19 protein-coding genes are annotated in these 19,991 nt (G+C 60.8%); 9 read left to right on the top strand and 10 right to left on the bottom strand.

The window, feature by feature from the left end; genetic code table 11:
* Window positions 1–101: 101 nt before the first annotated feature.
* Complete coding sequence (gene hydA, locus ACA074_RS16415) at window positions 102–1,541, bottom strand: dihydropyrimidinase (RefSeq protein WP_401264421.1); 1,440 nt, start codon at window positions 1,539–1,541, stop codon at window positions 102–104.
* Window positions 1,542–2,164: 623 nt separating this feature from the next.
* Here hydA and ACA074_RS16410 point away from each other — a divergent pair.
* From ACA074_RS16410 to ACA074_RS16400, 3 genes are all read left to right on the top strand, one after another.
* On the top strand, window positions 2,165–3,649 hold the full coding sequence (locus tag ACA074_RS16410) for an NCS1 family nucleobase:cation symporter-1 (protein ID WP_489880970.1): 1,485 nt from the start codon (window positions 2,165–2,167) through the stop codon (window positions 3,647–3,649).
* A gap of 132 nt (window positions 3,650–3,781) precedes the next feature.
* Window positions 3,782–5,065, top strand: a complete 1,284-nt coding sequence (locus ACA074_RS16405; protein WP_497677395.1) for a Zn-dependent hydrolase — start codon at window positions 3,782–3,784, stop codon at window positions 5,063–5,065.
* A gap of 110 nt (window positions 5,066–5,175) precedes the next feature.
* Complete coding sequence (locus tag ACA074_RS16400) at window positions 5,176–6,117, top strand: DHH family phosphoesterase (protein WP_497677394.1); 942 nt, start codon at window positions 5,176–5,178, stop codon at window positions 6,115–6,117.
* Here the strand turns inward: ACA074_RS16400 and ACA074_RS16395 are convergent.
* On the bottom strand, window positions 6,087–6,953 hold the full coding sequence (locus tag ACA074_RS16395; protein WP_497677393.1) for a CAP domain-containing protein: 867 nt from the start codon (window positions 6,951–6,953) through the stop codon (window positions 6,087–6,089). The genes ACA074_RS16400 and ACA074_RS16395 overlap by 31 nt on opposite strands.
* Window positions 6,954–7,195: 242 nt before the next feature.
* Window positions 7,196–7,966 carry an alpha/beta hydrolase gene (locus ACA074_RS16390; protein ID WP_497677392.1) on the bottom strand — a complete coding sequence of 257 codons (771 nt, stop codon included), beginning with the start codon at window positions 7,964–7,966 and terminating at the stop codon, window positions 7,196–7,198.
* Between the two features lie 112 nt (window positions 7,967–8,078).
* Here ACA074_RS16390 and ACA074_RS16385 point away from each other — a divergent pair, with 112 nt between their 5' ends.
* Complete coding sequence (locus ACA074_RS16385) at window positions 8,079–9,023, top strand: aldo/keto reductase (RefSeq protein ID WP_489880966.1); 945 nt, start codon at window positions 8,079–8,081, stop codon at window positions 9,021–9,023.
* Between the two features lie 7 nt (window positions 9,024–9,030).
* On the opposite strand, the gene ACA074_RS16380 is transcribed toward ACA074_RS16385, so the two are convergent.
* Window positions 9,031–9,924, bottom strand: a complete 894-nt coding sequence (locus tag ACA074_RS16380; RefSeq protein ID WP_187681182.1) for a LysR family transcriptional regulator — start codon at window positions 9,922–9,924, stop codon at window positions 9,031–9,033.
* Between the two features lie 95 nt (window positions 9,925–10,019).
* On the opposite strand from ACA074_RS16380, the gene ACA074_RS16375 reads away from it, so the two are divergent.
* Entirely contained in the window at window positions 10,020–10,496 is a 477-nt protein-coding gene (locus ACA074_RS16375) for a (R)-mandelonitrile lyase (RefSeq protein WP_497677391.1), read from the top strand.
* 90 nt (window positions 10,497–10,586) lie between these two features.
* On the opposite strand, the gene paoC is transcribed toward ACA074_RS16375, so the two are convergent.
* From paoC to ACA074_RS16355, 4 genes are all read right to left on the bottom strand, one after another.
* Window positions 10,587–12,785 (bottom strand): aldehyde oxidoreductase molybdenum-binding subunit PaoC, encoded by a 2,199-nt coding sequence (paoC, locus tag ACA074_RS16370; protein ID WP_497677390.1) that lies wholly within the window; start codon window positions 12,783–12,785, stop codon window positions 10,587–10,589.
* Window positions 12,782–13,738, bottom strand: coding sequence for an FAD binding domain-containing protein (locus ACA074_RS16365; RefSeq protein ID WP_497677389.1), 957 nt, complete (start codon window positions 13,736–13,738; stop codon window positions 12,782–12,784). The genes paoC and ACA074_RS16365 overlap by 4 nt, the downstream gene beginning before the upstream one ends.
* Complete coding sequence (paoA, locus tag ACA074_RS16360) at window positions 13,735–14,358, bottom strand: aldehyde dehydrogenase iron-sulfur subunit PaoA (protein WP_401264441.1); 624 nt, start codon at window positions 14,356–14,358, stop codon at window positions 13,735–13,737. The genes ACA074_RS16365 and paoA overlap by 4 nt, the downstream gene beginning before the upstream one ends.
* Window positions 14,359–14,628: 270 nt before the next feature.
* Window positions 14,629–16,383, bottom strand: coding sequence for an L-lactate permease (locus ACA074_RS16355; protein WP_497677388.1), 1,755 nt, complete (start codon window positions 16,381–16,383; stop codon window positions 14,629–14,631).
* Between the two features lie 244 nt (window positions 16,384–16,627).
* On the opposite strand from ACA074_RS16355, the gene ACA074_RS16350 reads away from it, so the two are divergent.
* Entirely contained in the window at window positions 16,628–16,840 is a 213-nt protein-coding gene (locus tag ACA074_RS16350) for a hypothetical protein (protein ID WP_497677387.1), read from the top strand.
* Window positions 16,841–16,883: 43 nt separating this feature from the next.
* On the opposite strand, the gene ACA074_RS16345 is transcribed toward ACA074_RS16350, so the two are convergent.
* Window positions 16,884–17,159 (bottom strand): hypothetical protein, encoded by a 276-nt coding sequence (locus ACA074_RS16345; RefSeq protein ID WP_305438430.1) that lies wholly within the window; start codon window positions 17,157–17,159, stop codon window positions 16,884–16,886.
* A 231-nt stretch (window positions 17,160–17,390) separates the two neighbouring features.
* On the opposite strand from ACA074_RS16345, the gene ACA074_RS16340 reads away from it, so the two are divergent.
* Window positions 17,391–18,470 (top strand): hypothetical protein, encoded by a 1,080-nt coding sequence (locus ACA074_RS16340; RefSeq protein WP_497677386.1) that lies wholly within the window; start codon window positions 17,391–17,393, stop codon window positions 18,468–18,470.
* A 2-nt stretch (window positions 18,471–18,472) separates the two neighbouring features.
* Complete coding sequence (locus tag ACA074_RS16335; protein ID WP_187680494.1) at window positions 18,473–18,826, top strand: DUF1428 domain-containing protein; 354 nt, start codon at window positions 18,473–18,475, stop codon at window positions 18,824–18,826.
* A gap of 110 nt (window positions 18,827–18,936) precedes the next feature.
* On the opposite strand, the gene ACA074_RS16330 is transcribed toward ACA074_RS16335, so the two are convergent.
* Complete coding sequence (locus ACA074_RS16330) at window positions 18,937–19,131, bottom strand: hypothetical protein (RefSeq protein ID WP_187680495.1); 195 nt, start codon at window positions 19,129–19,131, stop codon at window positions 18,937–18,939.
* Window positions 19,132–19,236: 105 nt separating this feature from the next.
* Between ACA074_RS16330 and thpR the strand changes: the two genes are divergently transcribed.
* Window positions 19,237–19,755 (top strand): RNA 2',3'-cyclic phosphodiesterase, encoded by a 519-nt coding sequence (gene thpR, locus ACA074_RS16325; RefSeq protein WP_187680496.1) that lies wholly within the window; start codon window positions 19,237–19,239, stop codon window positions 19,753–19,755.
* Window positions 19,756–19,991 lie beyond the last annotated feature (236 nt).

Below are 19,991 nucleotides of genomic sequence, written 5' to 3'. Positions count from 1 at the left end.
TGTCGTTAGGGAGGGCCTCTTCGCGAGCAGGCTCGCTCCCACAGGGGAATGCATTTCAAATGTGGGAGCGAGCCTGCTCGCGAAGGCCGAAGGCCGGGATTTCAGCGTTTCACAGCAGTAGGCTTGTGCAATTCAGCCCGCTTGCTCAGCAAATCAAACACCGCCGGATACGCCGGCCGTTCGATGTAGCGTCCGGCCCCGCGCTCGGCACGCAGGTCGCCATCGGCCCAGACCACTCGGCCCTGGCTGACGGTGTGGCTCGGCACGCCGCGCACGGTCTTGCCTTCGAAGATGTTGAAGTCCACCTGCTGATGGTGGGTCTTGGCGGAAATCGTGCGGGTGCCTTGCGGGTCCCACAGCACCAGATCGGCATCGGCGCCGACCCGGATCGCACCTTTGCGCGGATAGAGGTTGAAGATCTTCGCGGTGTTGGTGGAGGTGAGGGCGACGAAGTCCTGCATCGAAAAGCGGCCGCTGTTGACGCCTTCATCCCACAGCACCGCCATGCGGTCTTCGATGCCGGCGGTGCCGTTGGGAATCTTGCTGAAGTCGTCGCGCCCGGCGGCTTTTTGTTCGGCGCAGAAGCAGCAGTGATCGGTCGCGGTGGTGTGCAGATTGCCGTTTTGCAAACCGTGCCACAGCGCTTCCTGATGCCCGCGCGGGCGGAACGGCGGGCTCATCACGTAACCGGCGGCGGTCTGCCAGTCCGGGTGTTGGTAGACGCTGTCATCGAGCAGCAGATGCCCGGCCAGGACTTCGCCGTAAACCGGTTGACCCTTGCTGCGCGCGTAGGTGATCTCGTCGAGAGCTTCCTTGGTCGAAACGTGTACCAGATACAGCGGCGTGCCAATGGTTTCGGCGATACGAATGGCCCGGCTCGCCGCTTCACCTTCAACCTGCGAAGGACGCGACAGCGGATGCGCTTCCGGCCCGGTGATGCCCTGGGCCATCAATTTGCGTTGCAGGTGATAAACCAGCTCGCCGTTTTCCGCATGCACCGTCGGTACGGCGCCGAGTTCCAGACAACGCTCGAAGCTCGCTACCAGCGTGTCATCGGCGGCCATGATCGCATTCTTGTAGGCCATGAAATGCTTGAAGCTGTTGATGCCGTGATGGCTGACCAGTTCGGCCATTTCCTCGCGCACCTGTTCGCTCCACCAGGTGATTGCGACGTGAAAGCCATAGTCCGATGCGGATTTCTCCGCCCAGCCGCGCCACTGATGAAACGCTTCCATCAACGACTGCTGCGGATTGGGAATCACAAAGTCGATGATCGATGTGGTGCCCCCGGCCAGACCCGCAGCGGTGCCGCTGAAGAAGTCTTCGCTGGCCACGGTGCCCATGAACGGGAGTTGCATGTGAGTGTGTGGATCGATGCCGCCAGGCATCAGGTATTGACCGCTGCCGTCGAGCACTTCGGCACCGGCGGGAATATCGAGGTTTTCACCAATGGCTTTGATCACGCCGTCGGCGCAATAGACGTCGGCGCGATAACTTTCATCATGGGTAATAACGGTGGCGCCACGGATCAACAGAGACATTCCGAGTTCCTCGCAGGCATGACCGACTGGTGTCGGTTCTAAATGTTTTATTGATGTACGGCGGTGAAGGGCGTATTCCTGTCAGCGCTGTCAGGAATAGAAACTAGTCGCAGTTTTGCAATAGATCAAGATTATTTTTTATAAGCTTATGACTGTTTTAAGTTGTTGAAAAACAACGATAAAAATAGAAAATCACCAAAATGGTGAGGCTGCTCACCATTTTGACGCACTTGACAGGATGGAAATATGAGCAAGATTTCCTATGTGAAATCAGCCGCTTGAAGTTGAGCTGCGGTCGATCGCCAAGGAAGAAAAAAAGTGCAGTGCACCAGTTTGAGTCCTGACAGTTCGGACAACTTGCCCGGCGTTAAGCCTGAGCGTTCAGACAAGTTTTCGAAGACTCATCCGGTCAATAATTAAAACTGATAAATATCAGAAAGTTGCAAAGCGTTTAATGCACGGCCCAAGCGTTCAGAGCGGCACCCGGCACGTTTATTGATGCCGCCGCTGACACCATGGCCGGTGCATGAAAGTTGTCAGTTCCTCCGGCCATCGTCCGGCTCGCACCGTCATGTGCAGCCGCCTGATGAGCAAAAAATAATCAGAAGAACAGTGGAGCGGCCATGCAACAGATCAGATCGCAAGTGACCGAGCGCGACGGCTTGTTTGAGCTTGAAGCCGGCAGCGACGTCCTCGACAGTCCCCGTTACAACCACGACATGGCACCGACCAAGGTGCGCGAACGAACCTGGAACAAATGGCACATCACCGCGCTGTGGGTCGGCATGTCGATCTGCGTGCCGACCTACACCCTCGGCGGCGTGCTGACGGCGTACTTCGGCCTGACCGTCGGCGAGGCGCTGCTGGCGATTCTGTTTGCCAACCTCATTGTGCTCATCCCCCTGACGCTCAACGCCTTTCCCGGCACCAAATACGGCATTCCGTTCCCGGTTCTGCTGCGCTCATCGTTCGGCATTCTCGGTTCCAACGTGCCGTGCCTGATTCGCGCGCTGGTGGCGTGTGGCTGGTTCGGCATTCAGACGATGTTTGGCGGGCTGGCGATTCACCTGTTTCTGGGCTCTATTTTCGATGGCTGGAAATCCCTTGGCGGCACGGGGGAGGTGATTGGCTTCATGATCTTCTGGGCGTTGAACCTGTGGGTGGTGATTCGCGGCGCCGAGTCGATCAAGTGGCTCGAAACCCTGTCCGCGCCGTTGCTGGTGGCAGTCGGCATCGGGTTGCTGGTGTGGGCGATGCCCAATGTGTCGATGACCGAGTTGCTGGCGATCCCGCCGAAACGTCCTGAAGGCGCAAGCGTGGTCAGTTACTTCGCTGCCGGGCTGACGGCGATGGTCGGCTTCTGGGCCACGCTGTCGCTGAACATTCCTGACTTCAGTCGCTACGCCAAAAGCCAGAAGGATCAAATCCTCGGGCAGATCTTCGGCCTGCCGCTGACCATGTTCCTGTTCGCGTCCCTCGGCGTGATCATGACCGCGGCTTCGGTGAAACTGGTGGGCGTGACCGTTTCTGATCCGGTCAGCCTGATCGGCCATATCCAGAGCCCGGTGTGGGTCGCGGTGGCCATGGCGCTGATCATCATCGCCACGCTGTCGACCAACACCGCCGCCAACATTGTCTCGCCGACCAACGACTTCCAGAACATCGCGCCCAAGGTCATCAACCGCACCAAAGCCGTGCTGCTGACCGGCGTTGTCGGGTTGGTGTTGATGGGGCATGAGCTACTGAAAAAGCTCGGGCTGATCGTCTCAGATGTGAGTCTGGAAACCGTGTATTCGAATTGGCTGCTGGGTTATTCGAGTCTGCTCGGGCCGATTGCCGGGATCATGGTGGTCGACTATTTCCTGATCAAGAAACAGCAACTGGATCTGGCCGGGTTGTACCGCGACGACGTGTATCCGGCGTGGAACTGGGCCGGTTTTCTCGCGTTCGGCGTGCCGGTGGTGTTGACCTTGCTGTCGCTTGGAAGCGATGCGTTCAGCTGGTTCTACAGCTACGGCTGGTTTACCGGCTCGGCGCTGGGCGGAATTATTTATTACGGGTTATGCGTGATGCGCGGTAACCCGGCGATGGCTAAAGCGCCTTCGTAATGATCGTTCCCACGCTCTGCGTGGGAATGCAGCCCGGGACGCTCTGCGTCCCAACAGCGGACGCAGAGCGTCCATGGATGAGTTCCCACGCAGAGCGTGGGAACTATCGGCATCAACACTGAGGAGATCCCCATGAACGCAGCCGTAGACGTTCTGCAATCGACCCATCAGCACATCAACCGCGACCGCCTCTGGGCGTCGCTGATGGAACTGGCCAAACTTGGCGCTACGGTCAAGGGCGGGGTCTGTCGCCTGGCCCTGACCGACCTCGACCGCCAGGCCCGCGACCTGTTCGTGCAATGGTGCAAGGACGCCGGATGCAGCGTCACGATCGACGAAGTCGGCAACATCTTCGCCCGCCGGCCTGGGCGTAATCCGAACCTGCCGCCGGTGATGACCGGCAGCCACATCGACACCCAACCCACCGGCGGCAAATTCGACGGCTGCTTCGGCGTACTGGCCGGCGTCGAAGTGCTGCGTACCCTCAATGACCTCGGCGTGGAAACCGAAGCACCGCTGGAAGTGGTGGTGTGGACCAACGAAGAAGGCTCGCGCTTCGCCCCGTGCATGATGGGCTCCGGCGTGTTCGCGGAAAAATTCACCCTCGAAGAAACGCTGGCCAAAGTCGATGCCGATGGCGTCACCGTTGGCGAAGCGCTCAATGCCATCGGCTATGCCGGCCCGCGCAAGGTTAGCGGGCACAAGGTCGGCGCTTATTTCGAGGCGCACATCGAGCAAGGCCCGATCCTCGAAGACGAACAGAAAACCATCGGCGTGGTGCTCGGCGCATTGGGGCAGAAGTGGTTCGACCTCAAGCTGCGCGGCGTCGAAGCGCATGCCGGCCCGACCCCGATGCACTTGCGCAAAGATGCCCTGGTCGGCGCCTCAGTCATCGTCGGTGCGGTCAACCGCGCCGCCCTTGGCCATCAGCCCCATGCCTGCGGCACCGTCGGTTGCCTGCAAGCCTATCCCGGCTCGCGCAACGTCATCCCCGGCGAGGTGCGCATGACCCTCGACTTCCGGCATCTGGAACCGGCACGCCTGGACTCGATGATCGCCGAAGTGAAACAGGTCATCGACGCGACTTGCGAAGAGCATGGCCTGACCTATGAACTGACGCCGACGGCCGACTTCCCACCGCTGTACTTCGAAAAGGGCTGCGTAGACGCTGTGCGTGGCGCCGCCAAAGGCCTGGGCCTGTCGCACATGGACATCGTCAGCGGCGCCGGCCACGACGCAATCTTCCTCGCCGAACTCGGCCCGGCCGGAATGATCTTCGTGCCGTGCGAAGGAGGGATCAGCCACAACGAAATCGAAAACGCCGCGCCGGATGATCTGGCAGCGGGGTGTGCGGTGTTGTTGCGCGCGATGCTGGCGGCTTCGGCGGCTGTGGCGGGAGGTAAGGTCGCCGCCTGAAGATCAAAAGATCGCAGCCTTCGGGAAATGCACATCCCGTGTAGGAGCTGCCGAAGGCTGCGATCTTTTACGTCACCAAAATGCAATGAAACCGTGCGATGTTGCCGCCCATGAAAATCATCACCTCAGGCGCGGCCTATCTGGATATCGACGCCTACGCCTGCTGCATTGCCTACACTGAATTGCTCAACCTGCAAGGCATTCCCGCCCGCGCGGTCAGTAGCGCGCAACCCAACGCCAGCGTGTCGAAAACCGTACTCGGTTGGGGTTCCGGTCTGCATGACTATGCCCCGAAATCGCACGACGAATTTGTTCTGGTCGACGTGTCCGACTATCACCATTTCGACCCATTGGTGGTGCTCGATCAGGTGGTTGAGGTGATCGACCATCATCCGGGGTACGAAAGTTACTGGGCGCAGAAACTGGGTACTGCCGCTGATATCCGTCCGATAGGCGCCGCTGCTACTCAGGTTTTCCAGCGTTGGCTGGCAGCTGGTTTGTTAACGCAGATCAGCGAACCAAGCGCCGCGTTATTGGCCACCGCGATTCTGGATAACACGCTGAATTTCACCGGGCAGATGACTACATCGCAAGACTTCGACGCCTATGTCGAACTCACCTCCCGAGCAAAACTGAGCGCCGACTGGCCCGAACAGTATTTCCTTGAATGCCAGGCCAGCATCGAAGCAGATCTTGCCGGTGCTTTGGCGGCCGACTTGAAGCGCATGCAGCACGAGAGCAATCTGCCAAAGATCTTCGCGCAAATGACGCTGTGGGATGCCGACGCGTTTGTGCAACAGCACCGCCCGGCGATCAATCGCTGGATGGCCGGGCAGGGCGATGACTGGCTACTGAACATCATTGGCATCCGTGACGGCAAAAGCTGTTTGCTGGCTCAACCTGAGGTCAGTCAGCAAAAGCTTAATAGCCTATTGGCGCTTGACTGGCAGGCTGGAGTGGCTGTTCTGCAGCCGTCAATTCTGCGCAAGGAACTGTTGAAACTGGGCCTTGGCGCTGGCCGTCAAGGCGCGCCAAACAGCATCGTCCAGTAGACCCCGTCATCACTGCGCGCTTCACTGGCGAAGCCGGCGCCGACTTGGGTAAAAATCGGGCTCATCAGGTTGGCGCAATGGCCAGGGCTGGCCAGCCATCCGGCCATGGCTTTGCCCGGTGAACTCTGTCCGGCTGCGATGTTTTCGCCAATTTGTCGACCTCGATAGCCGGCGGCGCGGGCGCGATCGGCAGGCAGGTCACCGTCCGGATCGCGATGGGCGAAATAGTTGCCGTAGGCCATGGCCTTGCTGTGCCCTTGGGCAGCGGCGCCGAGGGCGGCATTCCAGCTCAAGGGCCGGGCAGCGGCGAAGCGCTGGCGTCCACACATTCTTGGGCGGGCGCGGGCGGCATTGACTTCGGCCAGCAGGGCTTTGCCGACGCTGCGGTTATCACCGACACGGCTGTCGAGCACCGGTCGCGCCAACACTACTTGCCATTCGCTGCGCGCACGGCTGATGCCGATGTCGGCGTATTGAGTGTCCAGCAACGCGCCGCAGTAGTCGCTTTGCAGCCTGTCGAACGCCTCTTCGGCATCCTGCGCCCCGACAATGCGAATGCTGCGCACCGCCACAGCCGAGTACCCGGAAGACTTCAACGCTTCACGCAAGCCGCCGCCATATCGGTAGCCGACCGGCAAGGCCAGGTTCGACTTCAACGCCAACGGTGCCAGCCGTTGCGCGGGACGCCGATCGCAGCGTTGCGGGTGGGCACGGTAGTCGTTGATGGCCGCCACCAATTGGCGCTCGGCGCCGGCATGGGCAGTTTCGGCGAGCAGGGGCGAAAGGATCAGCAGGCACAACGAAACGAAGCGAGACGAACGGACGGCGTGGCGCATGGGACGGGCAGCTCTGGAGAGGGACGGTGCTTGAGTGGGTTGGTCGCAGAACGCGGCGCGAATAGGACTGGGGTTTTTTGACTTGGTTCAGTAGGTAGCGTCTTCGCGAACAACGGCTCACACAAAATCCTGTAGGAGCTGTCGAGTGAAACGAGGCTGCGATCTTTTGATCCTGTTTTTTAAGATCAAGATCAAAAGATCGCAGCGTGCCGCAGCTCCTACAGGGTTGCCGTGCAGTGGTCTCAACGATTCAACCTGTCCGCCATCCACTGCAGATACTGCCTGCGCTCGGAGATCGAGTTATGACCCGAATCCGGCACCACCTTGAGCACGGCCACCCCCTTGGGAAAATTGCCCAGCAACTGCTCGGTGCTGACCCGGGGAATCACCTCGTCATCACTCGCCGCCAGCAGCAACGTCGGCACGCGGATATGCGCGGCGTACTTGCCCGACTCGAAGCGATCCTTGAGCAACCACTTCACCGGCACCCATGGATATTGCCGCGCGGCGATTTCTTCGAGGCTGTTGTAGGGCGTTACCAGAATCAACTGCTGCACCGGTCGTTGACTGGCCAGGCGCACCGCGACGCCCGATCCCAGACTGCGCCCGACCACGGCAATCTGCGGATGGCTGGCAGATACCTGATCGAACAGCGCCAGCGCATCCTCGGCAATGGCTTCCTCGGAGGGTGAACCGCCGCTGCCGGCAAACCCCCGGTAGTTCAGCAGGTACAGCGCGTAATCAGGAAACGCTTGGGCAAACTCCGGCAGGTTGCGCGACACGTCCTCGGCGTTGCCGCCGAAATAGATCAGCGCCCGCGGCCCGTCGCGCTCGCGGGTGTTGACCCAGATATCGGCATCCGGCATCGACAGTTTCAGCCGCGAATCGGTGGCACTGACCGCACTGGGCTGCGGAAACCAGATCAACGAGCGCTGAAAAAAGAACAGTGCCGCGCACAGCGCCAGGTAAACGGCAACGATCAATGCGACGAGTGACATCAGGGTTCGGGACATTCGGCTACTTTTAACGGGGTGTGCGGGTTCGTTGTCGCAGTGTAGTCCAGCGCTTCACGCGGCCAGCGTTCGAACACAACGTGCAACAGATCCACGGAGCAGGGGAACCAGCATGAGCCACACTGAGGGTTACTCCCGTCGCCGATTGCTCACGCTGGCTGCCGGGGTGTCGGCGGTCTTCACCTTTGATCGGGCGCTGGCCACTGCCACATCGTCCGCCGCTACCGGAGGCCAAGCCATGCAGACTCGTGTCATCCCATCAAGCGCCGAGCCACTGCCCATGGTGGGGCTGGGCACGTATCGCGGCTTTGACGTCGCCCCTGGCGATCCGGCTTACAAGCAACTGCCAGCGGTGCTCGACGAACTGTTCGCCAAGGGTGGCACTGTGGTCGACAGCTCGCCGATGTATGGCCGCGCCGAAGAAACCACCGGTGAACTGCTGTCGATCCACGAACCGCGCTCACCGGCGTTTCTGGCTACCAAGGTATGGACGCGCGGACGTAAGGAGGGCATCGCGCAGATGGAGCAGTCATTCAGCCTGCTGCGCGCCGAGCGCATCGACCTGATGCAGATCCACAACCTGCTCGACTGGCAAACCCACTTGCCGACGCTGCGGGAATGGAAGGAGCAAGGGCGCATTCGCTACATCGGCATCACCCATTACACGCCCTCGGCGTACGAAGAGGTTGAAGCGGTGCTGAAGACTGAACAACTGGATTTCCTGCAGATCAACTACGCCCTTGATGACCGTGGCGTGGAAAAACGCATTCTGCCGCTATGCCGTGAGCGCGGTGTCGCGGTGATCTGTAACCGGCCATTCGGCGGCGGTGGCTTGCTCGCCCGGCTCAAAGGCAAACCGCTGCCGGCGTGGGTGTCGGACGTGCAGGTCAACAGTTGGCCGCAACTGGCGCTGAAGTTTCTGCTGGCGCACCCGGCCGTTACTTGTGTGATTCCGGGTACCGGTAATCCACGGTATATGGCCGATAACGTCAAGGCAGGGTTCGGGCCGATGTTGACGGATGCGCAGCGTCATCAGTTGATTGCCTTAGTGGGCTAGGCCGATTTCAACCGCGATAACGCAACGCCTCCAGCAACAACGCAAATGCCGGCGCCGCCTGGCGTCGGCTCGGGTAGTAGAGGTGATAACCGGCAAAGGTCGGGCACCAGTCTTCCATCACCTGCACCAGCCGACCCTCCGCCAGATACGGCGCGACGATATTTTCCGGGATATAGCTCAGGCCGAAGCCGTCCAGTGCGGCGTCGAGCAACGGGTAGACACCGTTCAGGGTGATCTGGCCGGAAACCCGCACCTTGAGGCTTTCACTATCCTTTTCAAATTCCCAGGTGTACAGCCCGCCGTTGGTGGGCAGGCGCAGATTGTTGCAGGCGTGTTCGGTCAGATCGCGGGGAGTTTGTGGGGCCGGATGCCTGGCGAAGTAGGCGGGCGAACCGACCACGGCCATGCGCATGTCCGGGCCGATGCGGGTGGCGATCATGCCTTGGGCAACGTCTTCGCCCAGACGTATACCGGCATCGAAGCCTTGGCCTGCGATGTCGACGAAACCGTAATCGCAACAGACTTCGACGGCGATGTCCGGGTACTTCGGTAAAAACTCCTTGAGCACCGGGCGCAGCAGCCAGTCCAGCGAATGGTCAGTCGCGCTGATGCGGATTTTGCCCGCCGGGGTTTCGCGCAAATTGCTCAGGGCCGCCAGCTCCTGCTCGATCTCTTCGAAGCGTGGGCCGACGGTTTGCAGCAGGTGCTCACCGGCCTCGGTGGGGGAAACGCTACGGGTGGTGCGGGTCAGCAGGCGCAGGCCGAGGCGTGCTTCGAGGGCGCGGATGGTATGGCTGAGCGCCGATTGCGAGACGCCGAGTTTGGCGGCGGCTTTGGTGAAGCTGCGCTCACGCGCCACGGCGAGGAAGGCGAGCAGGTCACTGGCGTTTTCCCGAAGCATTAATGAGTTTCCTGCATAAGTTTTTTCGAATTCTAGTCGATTATCTGAAGAGTCATGGTCGGTAAAGTTCAGGCATCACTTTTGGAGATATCGCCATGAACCCGATTGCTGCTTCTGCGCTGACCCTTTCCTTGCTGGCTGGCGATGTTCAGGCCAATGAAGCGCCGCGAGTGACCGTCACGCCCAATGGATCACAACCTTCGGCCCGCGGCCCGGCGGATTGGTTCACCGGAATTGTGCGGGTCGACGCGCCGTTCAAAGGCTCGGATCAGGCGCGGGTCAGTGGCGCCACGGTGACGTTCGAACCGGGTGCCCGCACAGCGTGGCACACCCATCCGTTGGGGCAGACGTTGATCGTCACCGCAGGTGCCGGTTATGTGCAGGAGTGGGGGCAGCCGGTTCGCGAAATTCGTCCAGGGGATACGGTGTGGGTTGCGCCGGGTGTGAAGCATTGGCATGGCGCGGCACCGAGCACGGCAATGACGCATATCGCGATTGCTGAAGTGCTGGATGGCAAGGTGGTGGAGTGGATGGAGCAGGTCAGCGAGGCGCAGTATCCCCGCGCTGAATAACCCCTTTGTAGGAGCTGCCGAAGGCCGCGATCTTTTGCTTTTTAAAGATCAAAAGATCGCAGCCTTCGGCAGCTCCTACAGGGTGAGATGTCAGATCATCTCCGGCAACGACGAAAGAATCTTGTCCAGCGTAATCGGATATTCCCGCACCCTGGCCCCGGTGGCGTTGTAGATCGCATTCGCCACCGCCGCACTCACACCGCAAATCCCCAACTCACCGACACCCTTGGCCTTCATCGGCGAAGAAATCGGATCCGTCTCATCGAGGAAAATTACCTCCTGATGCGGAATATCGGCATGCACCGGCACCTCATACCCAGCCAGGTCGTGATTGACAAAAAATCCAAGCTTCTTGTCCACTGCCAGCTCTTCCATCAGAGCCGCACCAACACCCATGGTCATCGCACCAATCACCTGGCTGCGCGCCGATTTGGGGTTGAGAATCCGCCCGGCCGCACACACTGCCAGCATCCGCCGCACACGCACTTCGCCCGTCGCCGCATCCACTGCGACCTCGACGAAATGCGCGCCAAACGTCGACTGCTGATACTGCTTGGCAAGGTCAGCGAATTCGATGCTGTCCTCCGCTTGCACCACGCCATTTTCTGCGGCGTGACGCAACGGCACACTTTTGCTGCCGAGCCGTACCTGACCGTCGACAAACTCGGCCTCACCGGCCGCCATGCCTAATTTGCCGGCCACCGCCTCACGCAGTTTCACACACGCGGCATACACCCCGGCCGTCGAGCAGTTGGCGCCGAATTGCCCACCAGAGCCGGCCGACACCGGGAAATTCGAATCGCCCAGCCGCACCACGACGTCGTCGATACCAACGCCCATCATCTCGGCCGCCGTTTGCGCAATGATCGTGTAGCTCCCGGTGCCGATGTCGGTCATGTCGGTTTCCACGGTGATCTTCCCGTCACGCTCCAGCCGCACCCGCGCGCCGGATTTCAGTAGCAGGTTGTTGCGGATCGCCGCGCCGACACCCATGCCGATCAGCCAGCGACCTTCGCGACGTGAACCGGGTTTTGCGTTGCGTTTATCCCAGCCGAACTTCTCGGCACCGGTTTGCAGGCATTCGATCAGTTGTCGCTGGGAGAACGGCCGCTCGGTTTTCACCGGGTCGACCTGAGTGTCGTTGAGAATGCGGAACTGCACCGGGTCGAGTTTGAGTTGTTCGGCCATTTCGTCCATGGCGATTTCCAGCGCCATCAGGCCCGGGGTTTCGCCCGGTGCGCGCATGGCGTTGCCTTCGGGCAGATCCAGCGGTGCCAGGCGCATGGTGACCAAGCGGTTTTCGCCGGCGTAGAGCAATTGGCTCGGTTGCGCCGCGACTTCGACCTTACCGTCTTGCAGATTGCCCGACCAGCCTTCGTGGGCGATGGCCGTGAGTTTGCCTTCCGCCGTGGCGCCCATGCGGATGCGCTGGATGGTCGCCGGGCGATGGGTGGTGTTGTTGGCGATCTGCGGCCGCGCGAGGGCGACTTTCACTGGTCGGTTGGCCATCCGCGCACCGAGGGCAGCGAGGATCGCGTCGGCGCGGATGAACAGTTTGCCGCCGAAGCCGCCGCCAATGTACGGCGAAATCAAGCGGACTTTTTCCTTGGGCAGGCCGAGGGTTTCGGCGATGTCGCCGACGCTCCAGGCGATCATCTGGTTGGACGTCCACAGGGTCAGTTGATCGCCTTTCCACGCGGCCAGTGTCGCGTGCGGTTCCATCATCGCGTGGGACTGATCGGGGGTGGTGTAGGTCTGGTCGAACTGCACCGGGGCGGCAGCGAACGCCGTGGCAAAATCCCCGTGTTTGACGTCTGGCAGTTCTTCTTTCTGTTCGACACCCTGATCGCGAACGCTGGCCAGATCGAACTCGCCCTTGGCCGTGACGTAATCGACTTTGACCAGTTGCGCTGCGGCGCGGGCCTGTTCAAAAGTCTCGGCAACGACCAGCGCAACGGCTTGGTGATAGTGCTGAATTTCCGGCCCGGCCAGCAGACGCGCCGAGTTGTATTGGCCCTTGCCGAGTTTGCCGGCATTGGCGGCGGTGACGATGGCCAGAACCCCGGGGGCGGCTTTCGCCTCGTCGAGATCAATGTTGTTGATGCGGCCCTTGGCGATGGCCGAACCGACCATGAAACCGTAAGCCTGATTGGCCACCGCCTCATGCTGCTCGTAAGCGTACGGCGCCTGGCCGCAGGTTTTCAGTTTGCCTTCGATGCGGTCGGTGGGTTTGCCAATGACCTTCAATTGGTCGATCGGGTTGGTGGTGGCGGGCGTGTCGAATTTCATGCTTCGTCCCTCGCTTGGGCCAGCACCGAGCCGAGTGTGCGCTCGACCAGGGTCAGTTTGAATTGGTTGTCGTGGGTCGGCGTGGCGCCGTCGAGCAGGCGTTCGCTCACGGCTTTGGCACCTTTGGGCAGCAACGCCTCGGCGGCTTCCACCCGCCATGGTTTCGGCGCGACGCCACCGACGGAGATGCGGCCGCTGCCGTCCTTTTGCAGGATCAAACCGACGGAAACCAGGGCAAACGCGTAAGACGAACGATCACGCACCTTGTGATAAACGTGGATGCCGCCCACGGGCGCCGGCAGCGTCACGGCAGTGATGAACTCGCCGGGCGTAAGGCTGGTTTCAATATTGGGCGTGTTGCCCGGCAACTGATGGAAATCGACCATGGCGATGCTGCGAGTGCTGCCATCGGGTCTGACCGTTTCAATCTGCGCATCGAGAGCGCGCATCGCAATCGCCATGTCGCTTGGGTGGGTGGCGATGCAGGCATCGCTGACGCCGATGATCCCCAGTTGTCGACTGACCCCGCCAATCGCCGAGCAGCCACTGCCGGGATTGCGTTTGTTGCAGGCTTGATTCGTGTCGTAGAAGTACGGACAGCGCGTGCGTTGCAGCAGGTTGCCGGCCGTGGTCGCCATGTTGCGCAACTGCCCGGAAGCACCGGCAAGCAAGGCGCGGGAGAGCAGGGCGTAGTCTTTTCGCACGCGCGCATCGGCGGCCAGATCGGTATTGCGCACCATGGCGCCGATACGCAAACCGCCCTCGGGCGTGGCTTCGATCTGGTCCAGCCCCAGGTGATTGATATCGATCAGGTGCAGCGGGGTTTCGATGTCGAGTTTCATCAAGTCCAGCAAGTTGGTGCCGCCGGCGATGAACTTTGCGCCTTCCACTTGCGCAGCTTGTGCTGCGGCTGCGGCGGGGGAGTCGGCGCGGCTGTAATTGAACGCTCTCATGCCGGCACCTCCGCGACTTCGGTGATGGCTTCGATGATGTTCGAGTAGGCGCCGCAACGGCAGATATTGCCGCTCATGCGTTCCTGGAATTCGCTGGCGATCAGTTGCGGCGGCTCGGTCAGACTGGCGCTGGCGTGGCTGGGAATGCCATCGCGGATTTCCTGGATGACCGCCACCGCCGAACAGATCTGTCCCGGCGTGCAGTAACCGCACTGATAACCGTCGTGCTTGATGAACGCGGCTTGCATCGGGTGCAGGTTGTCCGGCATGCCGAGGCCTTCGATGGTGGTGATCTCGCTGCCTTCGTGCATCACCGCCAGGGTCAGGCAGGAATTGATCCGCCGGCCATCGGCGATCACGGTGCAGGCGCCGCACTGGCCGTGGTCGCAGCCTTTTTTGCTGCCGGTCAGGTGCAGGTGTTCGCGCAGGGCGTCGAGCAGTGTGGTGCGGTTGTCGACTTCAAGGGCCTGAGGCTTGCCATTGACTTGAATGGTCACTTTGCTCATGGCCGGTTGCTCCAGATTGGCCGCGTAGGCCTTGAGGCTGATAAAGGGGGGCATCGCGAACGCCGTCGCGGTCACGGCGCCGAGGATCAGAAATTTACGTCGGGAAATCGGCATGGTTCGATTCCTTTTTCTCTCAATCAGGCGGCAGGGTTGCGAATGGCCCATAAGGGCGCGCCGGCATGCTTGCCAGTCTCGTTCTAGGAGTGACCGCTGGAGGGAGGAAAAGGTTTTTGCGGATTTGCGCTATAGAGTTATGCACATGGCTCATGAATCAACAGAGCCTGAGTATCCCTTGTGGGAGCGAGCCTGCTCGCGAAGAGGTCGGAACATCGAACATCTTCGCGAGCAGGCTCGCTCCCACATTGGAAATTTTGTTATGTGCAACTAATGCCCGCCGACGACCATGTAGGTGAACGGCGCCACATACGCCTGCAGCGTCACCAACCCGCCGACCAGAATCGCCAGCACAATCGAATGGAAGAACACATAGCGCAGAATCTCACCCTCATGCCCGTACCATCGGGTGGCGGTGGAGGCGACCACAATCGACTGCGCATCGACCATTTTGCCCATAACCCCACCGGAGCTATTGGCGGCGGCCATCAGCACCGGGCTGATCCCGAGCTGTTCCGCCGTCACCCGTTGCAAGCCGCCAAACAGCACGTTCGACGCGGTATCCGAGCCCGTCAGCGCCACGCCAAGCCAGCCGAGCAAGGTGCCGAACATCGGGTAGAAAATTCCCGTCGCCGCAAACGCCAGGCCCATGGTTGCGTCCAGCCCCGAGTAGCGCGTGAGGAACCCCAGCGCCAGCATCGCCGCGATGGTGATCAGCGAAAACCGCACCACCCACAGCGTGCGCAGGTACTGCTTGATCAGTTGCGGGATTGAATAGCCCATCAGCAAGCCGCCGACAATCGCCGCCAGCAGGATGCCGCTGCCGGTGGAGGTGAGCCAGGTGAACTTGTAGACCGCTTCTTCAGCTTTCGGCGCCGCCACTACCGGCGGGACTTTTTCGATTTGCAGGTGCAGATTGGTGAAGGTGATGGCCGGAGCGAAAATCGGGTTGGCCTCGCGCAGCGGTTTGCCCTGCGGATCAAGCTTGGCCGATTGCGTGACCGGATCGATGGCAGGGCGGGTGTCGAACATATTCTTGAAGCCCTGAGTGCCCCAGGCGAACACGAATACGGTGAGGATGATCCACGGCATCCACGCGCGCATCACCGCCGGGCGCGCCTGATCGCTGAACGCTGCGCTGGCGGTGACGTTCTCTTCGTCGACTTTGGAATTGTCGACCCGCCCGGACAGCGCCGCCGAGGTATGGATCGTCGCCGGTTTCCAGACCTTCAAAAACAGCGTCAGGCTGGCCATGGAAATCAGCGCAGCAATCACATCCACCAGCATCGGCCCGTGATAGTTCGATACCAGGAATTGCGGCACGGCGAAACTGACACCGGCCACCAGAATCGCCGGCCAGATCTCGAGCATCTTGCGCCAGCCGGCAAAGGCCCAGATCAGCCAGAACGGCACCAGCACCGAGAAGAACGGCAACTGCCGACCGACCATCATCGACAGCTCCATCTCATCCAGCCCGGTGACTTTGGCCAGGGTGATGATCGGCGTGCCGAGGGCGCCGAAAGCCACCGGCGCGGTGTTGGCAATCAGTGCCAGACCGGAGGCCGCCAGCGGTGAGAAGCCCAAACCAATCAGAATTGCCCCGGTCACTGCCACCGGTGTACCGAAACCGGCCGCCCCTTCGAAAAACGCACCGAAGCAGAAGGCGATCAGCAGCAACTGCAAGCGTCGGTCATCGGTGATCCGCGCCAGTGAATCCTGCAGCACTTTGAAGGAGCCGTTCTCGGTGGTCAGGCGATGCAGAAAGATGATGTTGAGGACGATCCAGCCAATCGGCAGCAGACCGTTGGCCGCGCCGAACAACGCCGCCGAACCGGCCATGCTCGCCGGCATGCCGAAGGCGAAGATCGAGATCAACAAGGCCGAAGCCAGCGCCAACAGGGCGGCCAGATGCGCCTTGACGTGGAAGAACGCCAGCGCCGCCAGCATCACGACCACCGGCACCGCGGCCATGAGCGTGGAGATCATCGGGTTGCCGAACGGGTCGTAAATCTGCTGCCAAACCATGGTGCACCTCTGCTTTTTGTTATTGAGGGCGCAGTTCCATTGCGTGGTGATGGGTTGGGAGCAGTATAGGTGGCATTACGCCGCCGTCTGGCCGATCAGGACGAGGCGATAAACGGTCGTGGGCGGGCACTGAATCAAAGCCGATTTGCCCGGTCGTATTTGCGGCAGCGCGCACCGAGTCCCGGAGGCGAAGGCAGCGCTGGCCGATTCCGTCGTCAAAACCTTGGTTTTAGGGAAGTATTGAATGAAGCGCGCTACAACGATGCTGTTGACCGTGACTGCCGCCGTATTGCTGGGTGGCTGTATTGCGGACTTTGATGATGATCACCGCCACGGCCGGCATTACGACCGCGACCATGGGCGCAATTACGACCATGATCGTCGGGATAACCGTTGGGATGACCGCGATGACCGCCGCGATGGCCGTCGCTATCACCGCGATCGGGATGACGACTGATCGAACAAGAGAGGGCGTTCCCGCAAAGGAACGCCCTCGGTTCTCAAGAAAAATGAGCGCTCGCCTGGACGCGGGATCGCGCAGGCACTGAGGCCTCGATGTCCAGCAAATGGGTGGCGAGAATGTCGCTCAGAAAACGGAACTGATCGTTGATGCCGACCACTTCATTGCTGAAATGGTTAGTGGCGGCGGGCATCAGCAGATCTTCGAAATCTTCGTTGAACACCAACGTCTGCGCCTTGCGGTTTACGACGTGTTGTTCGTAGTAGTTGCTGCCGAACACCGGAAAACTCACGGAGAGTGCGATGGTGTGAATCATGATGTGTACTCCTCGTTGTGGTTCGGATGGTGCAATCGTGCCTTCGCCGGCCGGTGGGCGGAAGGCAATCGTCGCGATGGTGAATATCGACGGTATTGATGGTCGGGATTTGTGGTGGTTTGGCTGGCCCCATCGCTGGCTTGCCAGCGATGAGGCCGGTACATCCAACATCACCTCTGACTGACCCACCTATACTCAAATCTGTCTCTCCCGTTTCAAGGACATCCCACCGTGAACATGCGCGCGCTGGTCGTCGCCGCACTGTGTCTGTTGGCCGGCTGTGCCTCTACGGCGCGGGCCCCGGTAACGGCGCCTGCCGTGGTGGTGTCGCCCGCGACCTGGCAGCGGATCGACCGCGAGATCGTCAGCGCTTCGCAACAATCCACCGAGCAGGTCAAGCTGTTCGCCCGTGGTTCGATGGAACATTGGCGCACTCGCGTCTATCAGCAAACTGAAGAAAATTTCATCCCGTGGTTCAGCAGCTACTGGACCCAGGAATGGCTGTCGATGAAGGTCAGTTGGTACACGATCAGTGCCGGCGGTGAGCAGGACGCTTCGGCCAAAAAGCTGGCGGCGTATCTGCTTGATCAATATCAGGAAAAGGTGCTCGCGCCGGTCGCCGTGGAAATCGATCCGGACGCGATCCTCAGTCAGGCCACGGCGTTCTATGCGCAACTGATGGCCCAGCAAATGCCGCTCATCGCCCAGCGTCACGGCGTGCCGGTTGCCCAGCTCAACGGTCGCTTGCAGAGAGTCCCGGCCATCGCCCTCGGCCCACCAGCGGCGCGGGATGCCTCGTTGTATAAAGTCATCAGCACAGAGCCGTTGAACACGCTGCCGGCCTACGCCGCGTTGATCGACAAGATTCACACCGACGGCGGCGCCAAAGGCATCGCCTCGACCGATGCCGGCATGGCGCCCGTGGCCAAACGCGCGAGCCAACGCATCGAAGCGGAAATGGCCCCGCGCGGCGCGGCCAGTGCGGTGGCCGCAGCGGCGGGCAAACTGGCCGGGGCGATGATTTCCGTGGGGGTGATGGGCATCCGCGCCATTATCCAGGCCAACGACCGCCCCGACAGCGAAGCGCTGATCCGCAGCAGCCTGGGCAACACCTTCGACAAGGCCTGGCTGAAACTGGTGCAAAACCCGACCACCGGCGTGATGGCCGGCACGCTGCACATGGCCGGGCAGGTCGAGCGCAATCTGGGCGGGGGAGAAGAGCCGTCGGTCGGGCAGGGGGTGAATCGTGTCGAATGGCAGCCGCCGCAATCGACTACCCAGCAGATCGAACCCACCGTACAAGGAGAATGAACATGGCTTACATCGATATTTTTGTAGCGCCGGTCCCGACTGCCAATCGTGAACAGTACAAAAAACACGCCGAAATCGCGGCAAAAATCTTCAAGGAGTACGGCGTCCTGAGTGTGGCGGAATGCTGGGGTGATGATGTCCCCGACGGCAAAGTTACGTCGTTCCCGATGGCGGTCAAACTCAAGGACGGTGAAACCGTGGCGTCGGGCTGGCTGATCTGGCCGGACAAGGCCACCCGCGATGCGGGCATGGCGAAAATGATGGAAGACCCCCGCATGCAACCGGACGTCAACCCGATGCCGTTCGATGGGCAGCGGATGATCTTCGCCGGGTTCAAATACCTCATTGAACCTTGATTCCCTTGTAGGAGCTGTCGAGTGAAACGAGGCTGCGATCTTTTGATTTTGTTATGAAAGATCAAGATCAAAAGATCGCAGCGTGCCGCAGCTCCTACGGGTAACCGGGGTCACTCGGAGGAGGGGGTTATCCGGCAGCCCTTGCGGTTGCGTATCTGCTCGTCCGTTGGCCGTTCGCGGACGAACTCAAAACGCGGTTCGCCTTCGCTGTAATGCACCAGCCAGCCCCATTCCAGTTCGGCTTCATCCTGCCCGGGGCTCGGTGGTCTGGCCCACCACGGTTCTTTGCTGAGGATCTCGCGCATGGCGTCCTCCGGTTGATGGCAATCCTTGAACTATAGACTTGTGTGGCGAGTCGTCAGAAAGGGACGGGTAGAATCGGCGATCACGAACCTTAAAGGAGTCAGGCCATGACGGATGAAAAGCGGCTGTTCTTTGCCCTCGACTGCCCACCGGCGCAGCGCAAGGCGATTGCTCAGTGGCGCAGCGAGTTGAGCCTGCGAGCCGGCAAGTCAGTGCCTGCGGATAACTTTCATCTGACGTTACTGTTTCTCGGCGCAGTGCCGTTGGCGCAGATTGGCGAGGTCTGCGAGGCCGCCAGCAAGGTACGCACGCCGGGGGAGGCGTTGAAAATTTCGCTGGATCGCGTGCAGGTCTGGCACCGTGCCGGGGTGTTGTCATTGGCGCCCGAGCAGGCACCGCAGGCGTTGCTGCGCCTGGTCTATGCGCTGGAACAGGCCATGCTGCCATTTGGTTTTGAAGAGCCGTCGCACGAGTTTCGCCCGCACCTGACGCTTGCCCGGGACTATCGCGCGCCAGAGCCGGAGTCCGCCACGCCGCCTGAGTTCTTGCTGCGTGCCGAGCGCTTTGCCTTGTTCGAATCGCACAAGGGCCGTTACCGGATTGTGCAGGAATGGCCGCTGACCTGAGTGACAAAAAAAGGCGCCCGAGGGCGCCTGAAATTCACCTGAGCCGAGGGAGCCAGGTGAGGCCGTTCATTTGCAGGGTGCAGCGGTGGTAAGGCGCTGCTTGAACGGGAAAGCACTGCACACAACCAGTGTGGGAGCGAGCCTGCTCGCGAAAGCTGTGGGTCAGGCAATGAATGGGTTAAGTGTGCCGACGCCTTCGCGAGCAGGCTCGCTCCCACAGTTGATTTGCGCTTGAA

Source organism: Pseudomonas sp. LBUM1655 (genome assembly GCF_059716085.1).
The sequence above is the reverse complement of the archived record's forward strand: the minus strand, read 5'-3'. Positions and strand labels throughout refer to the sequence as shown.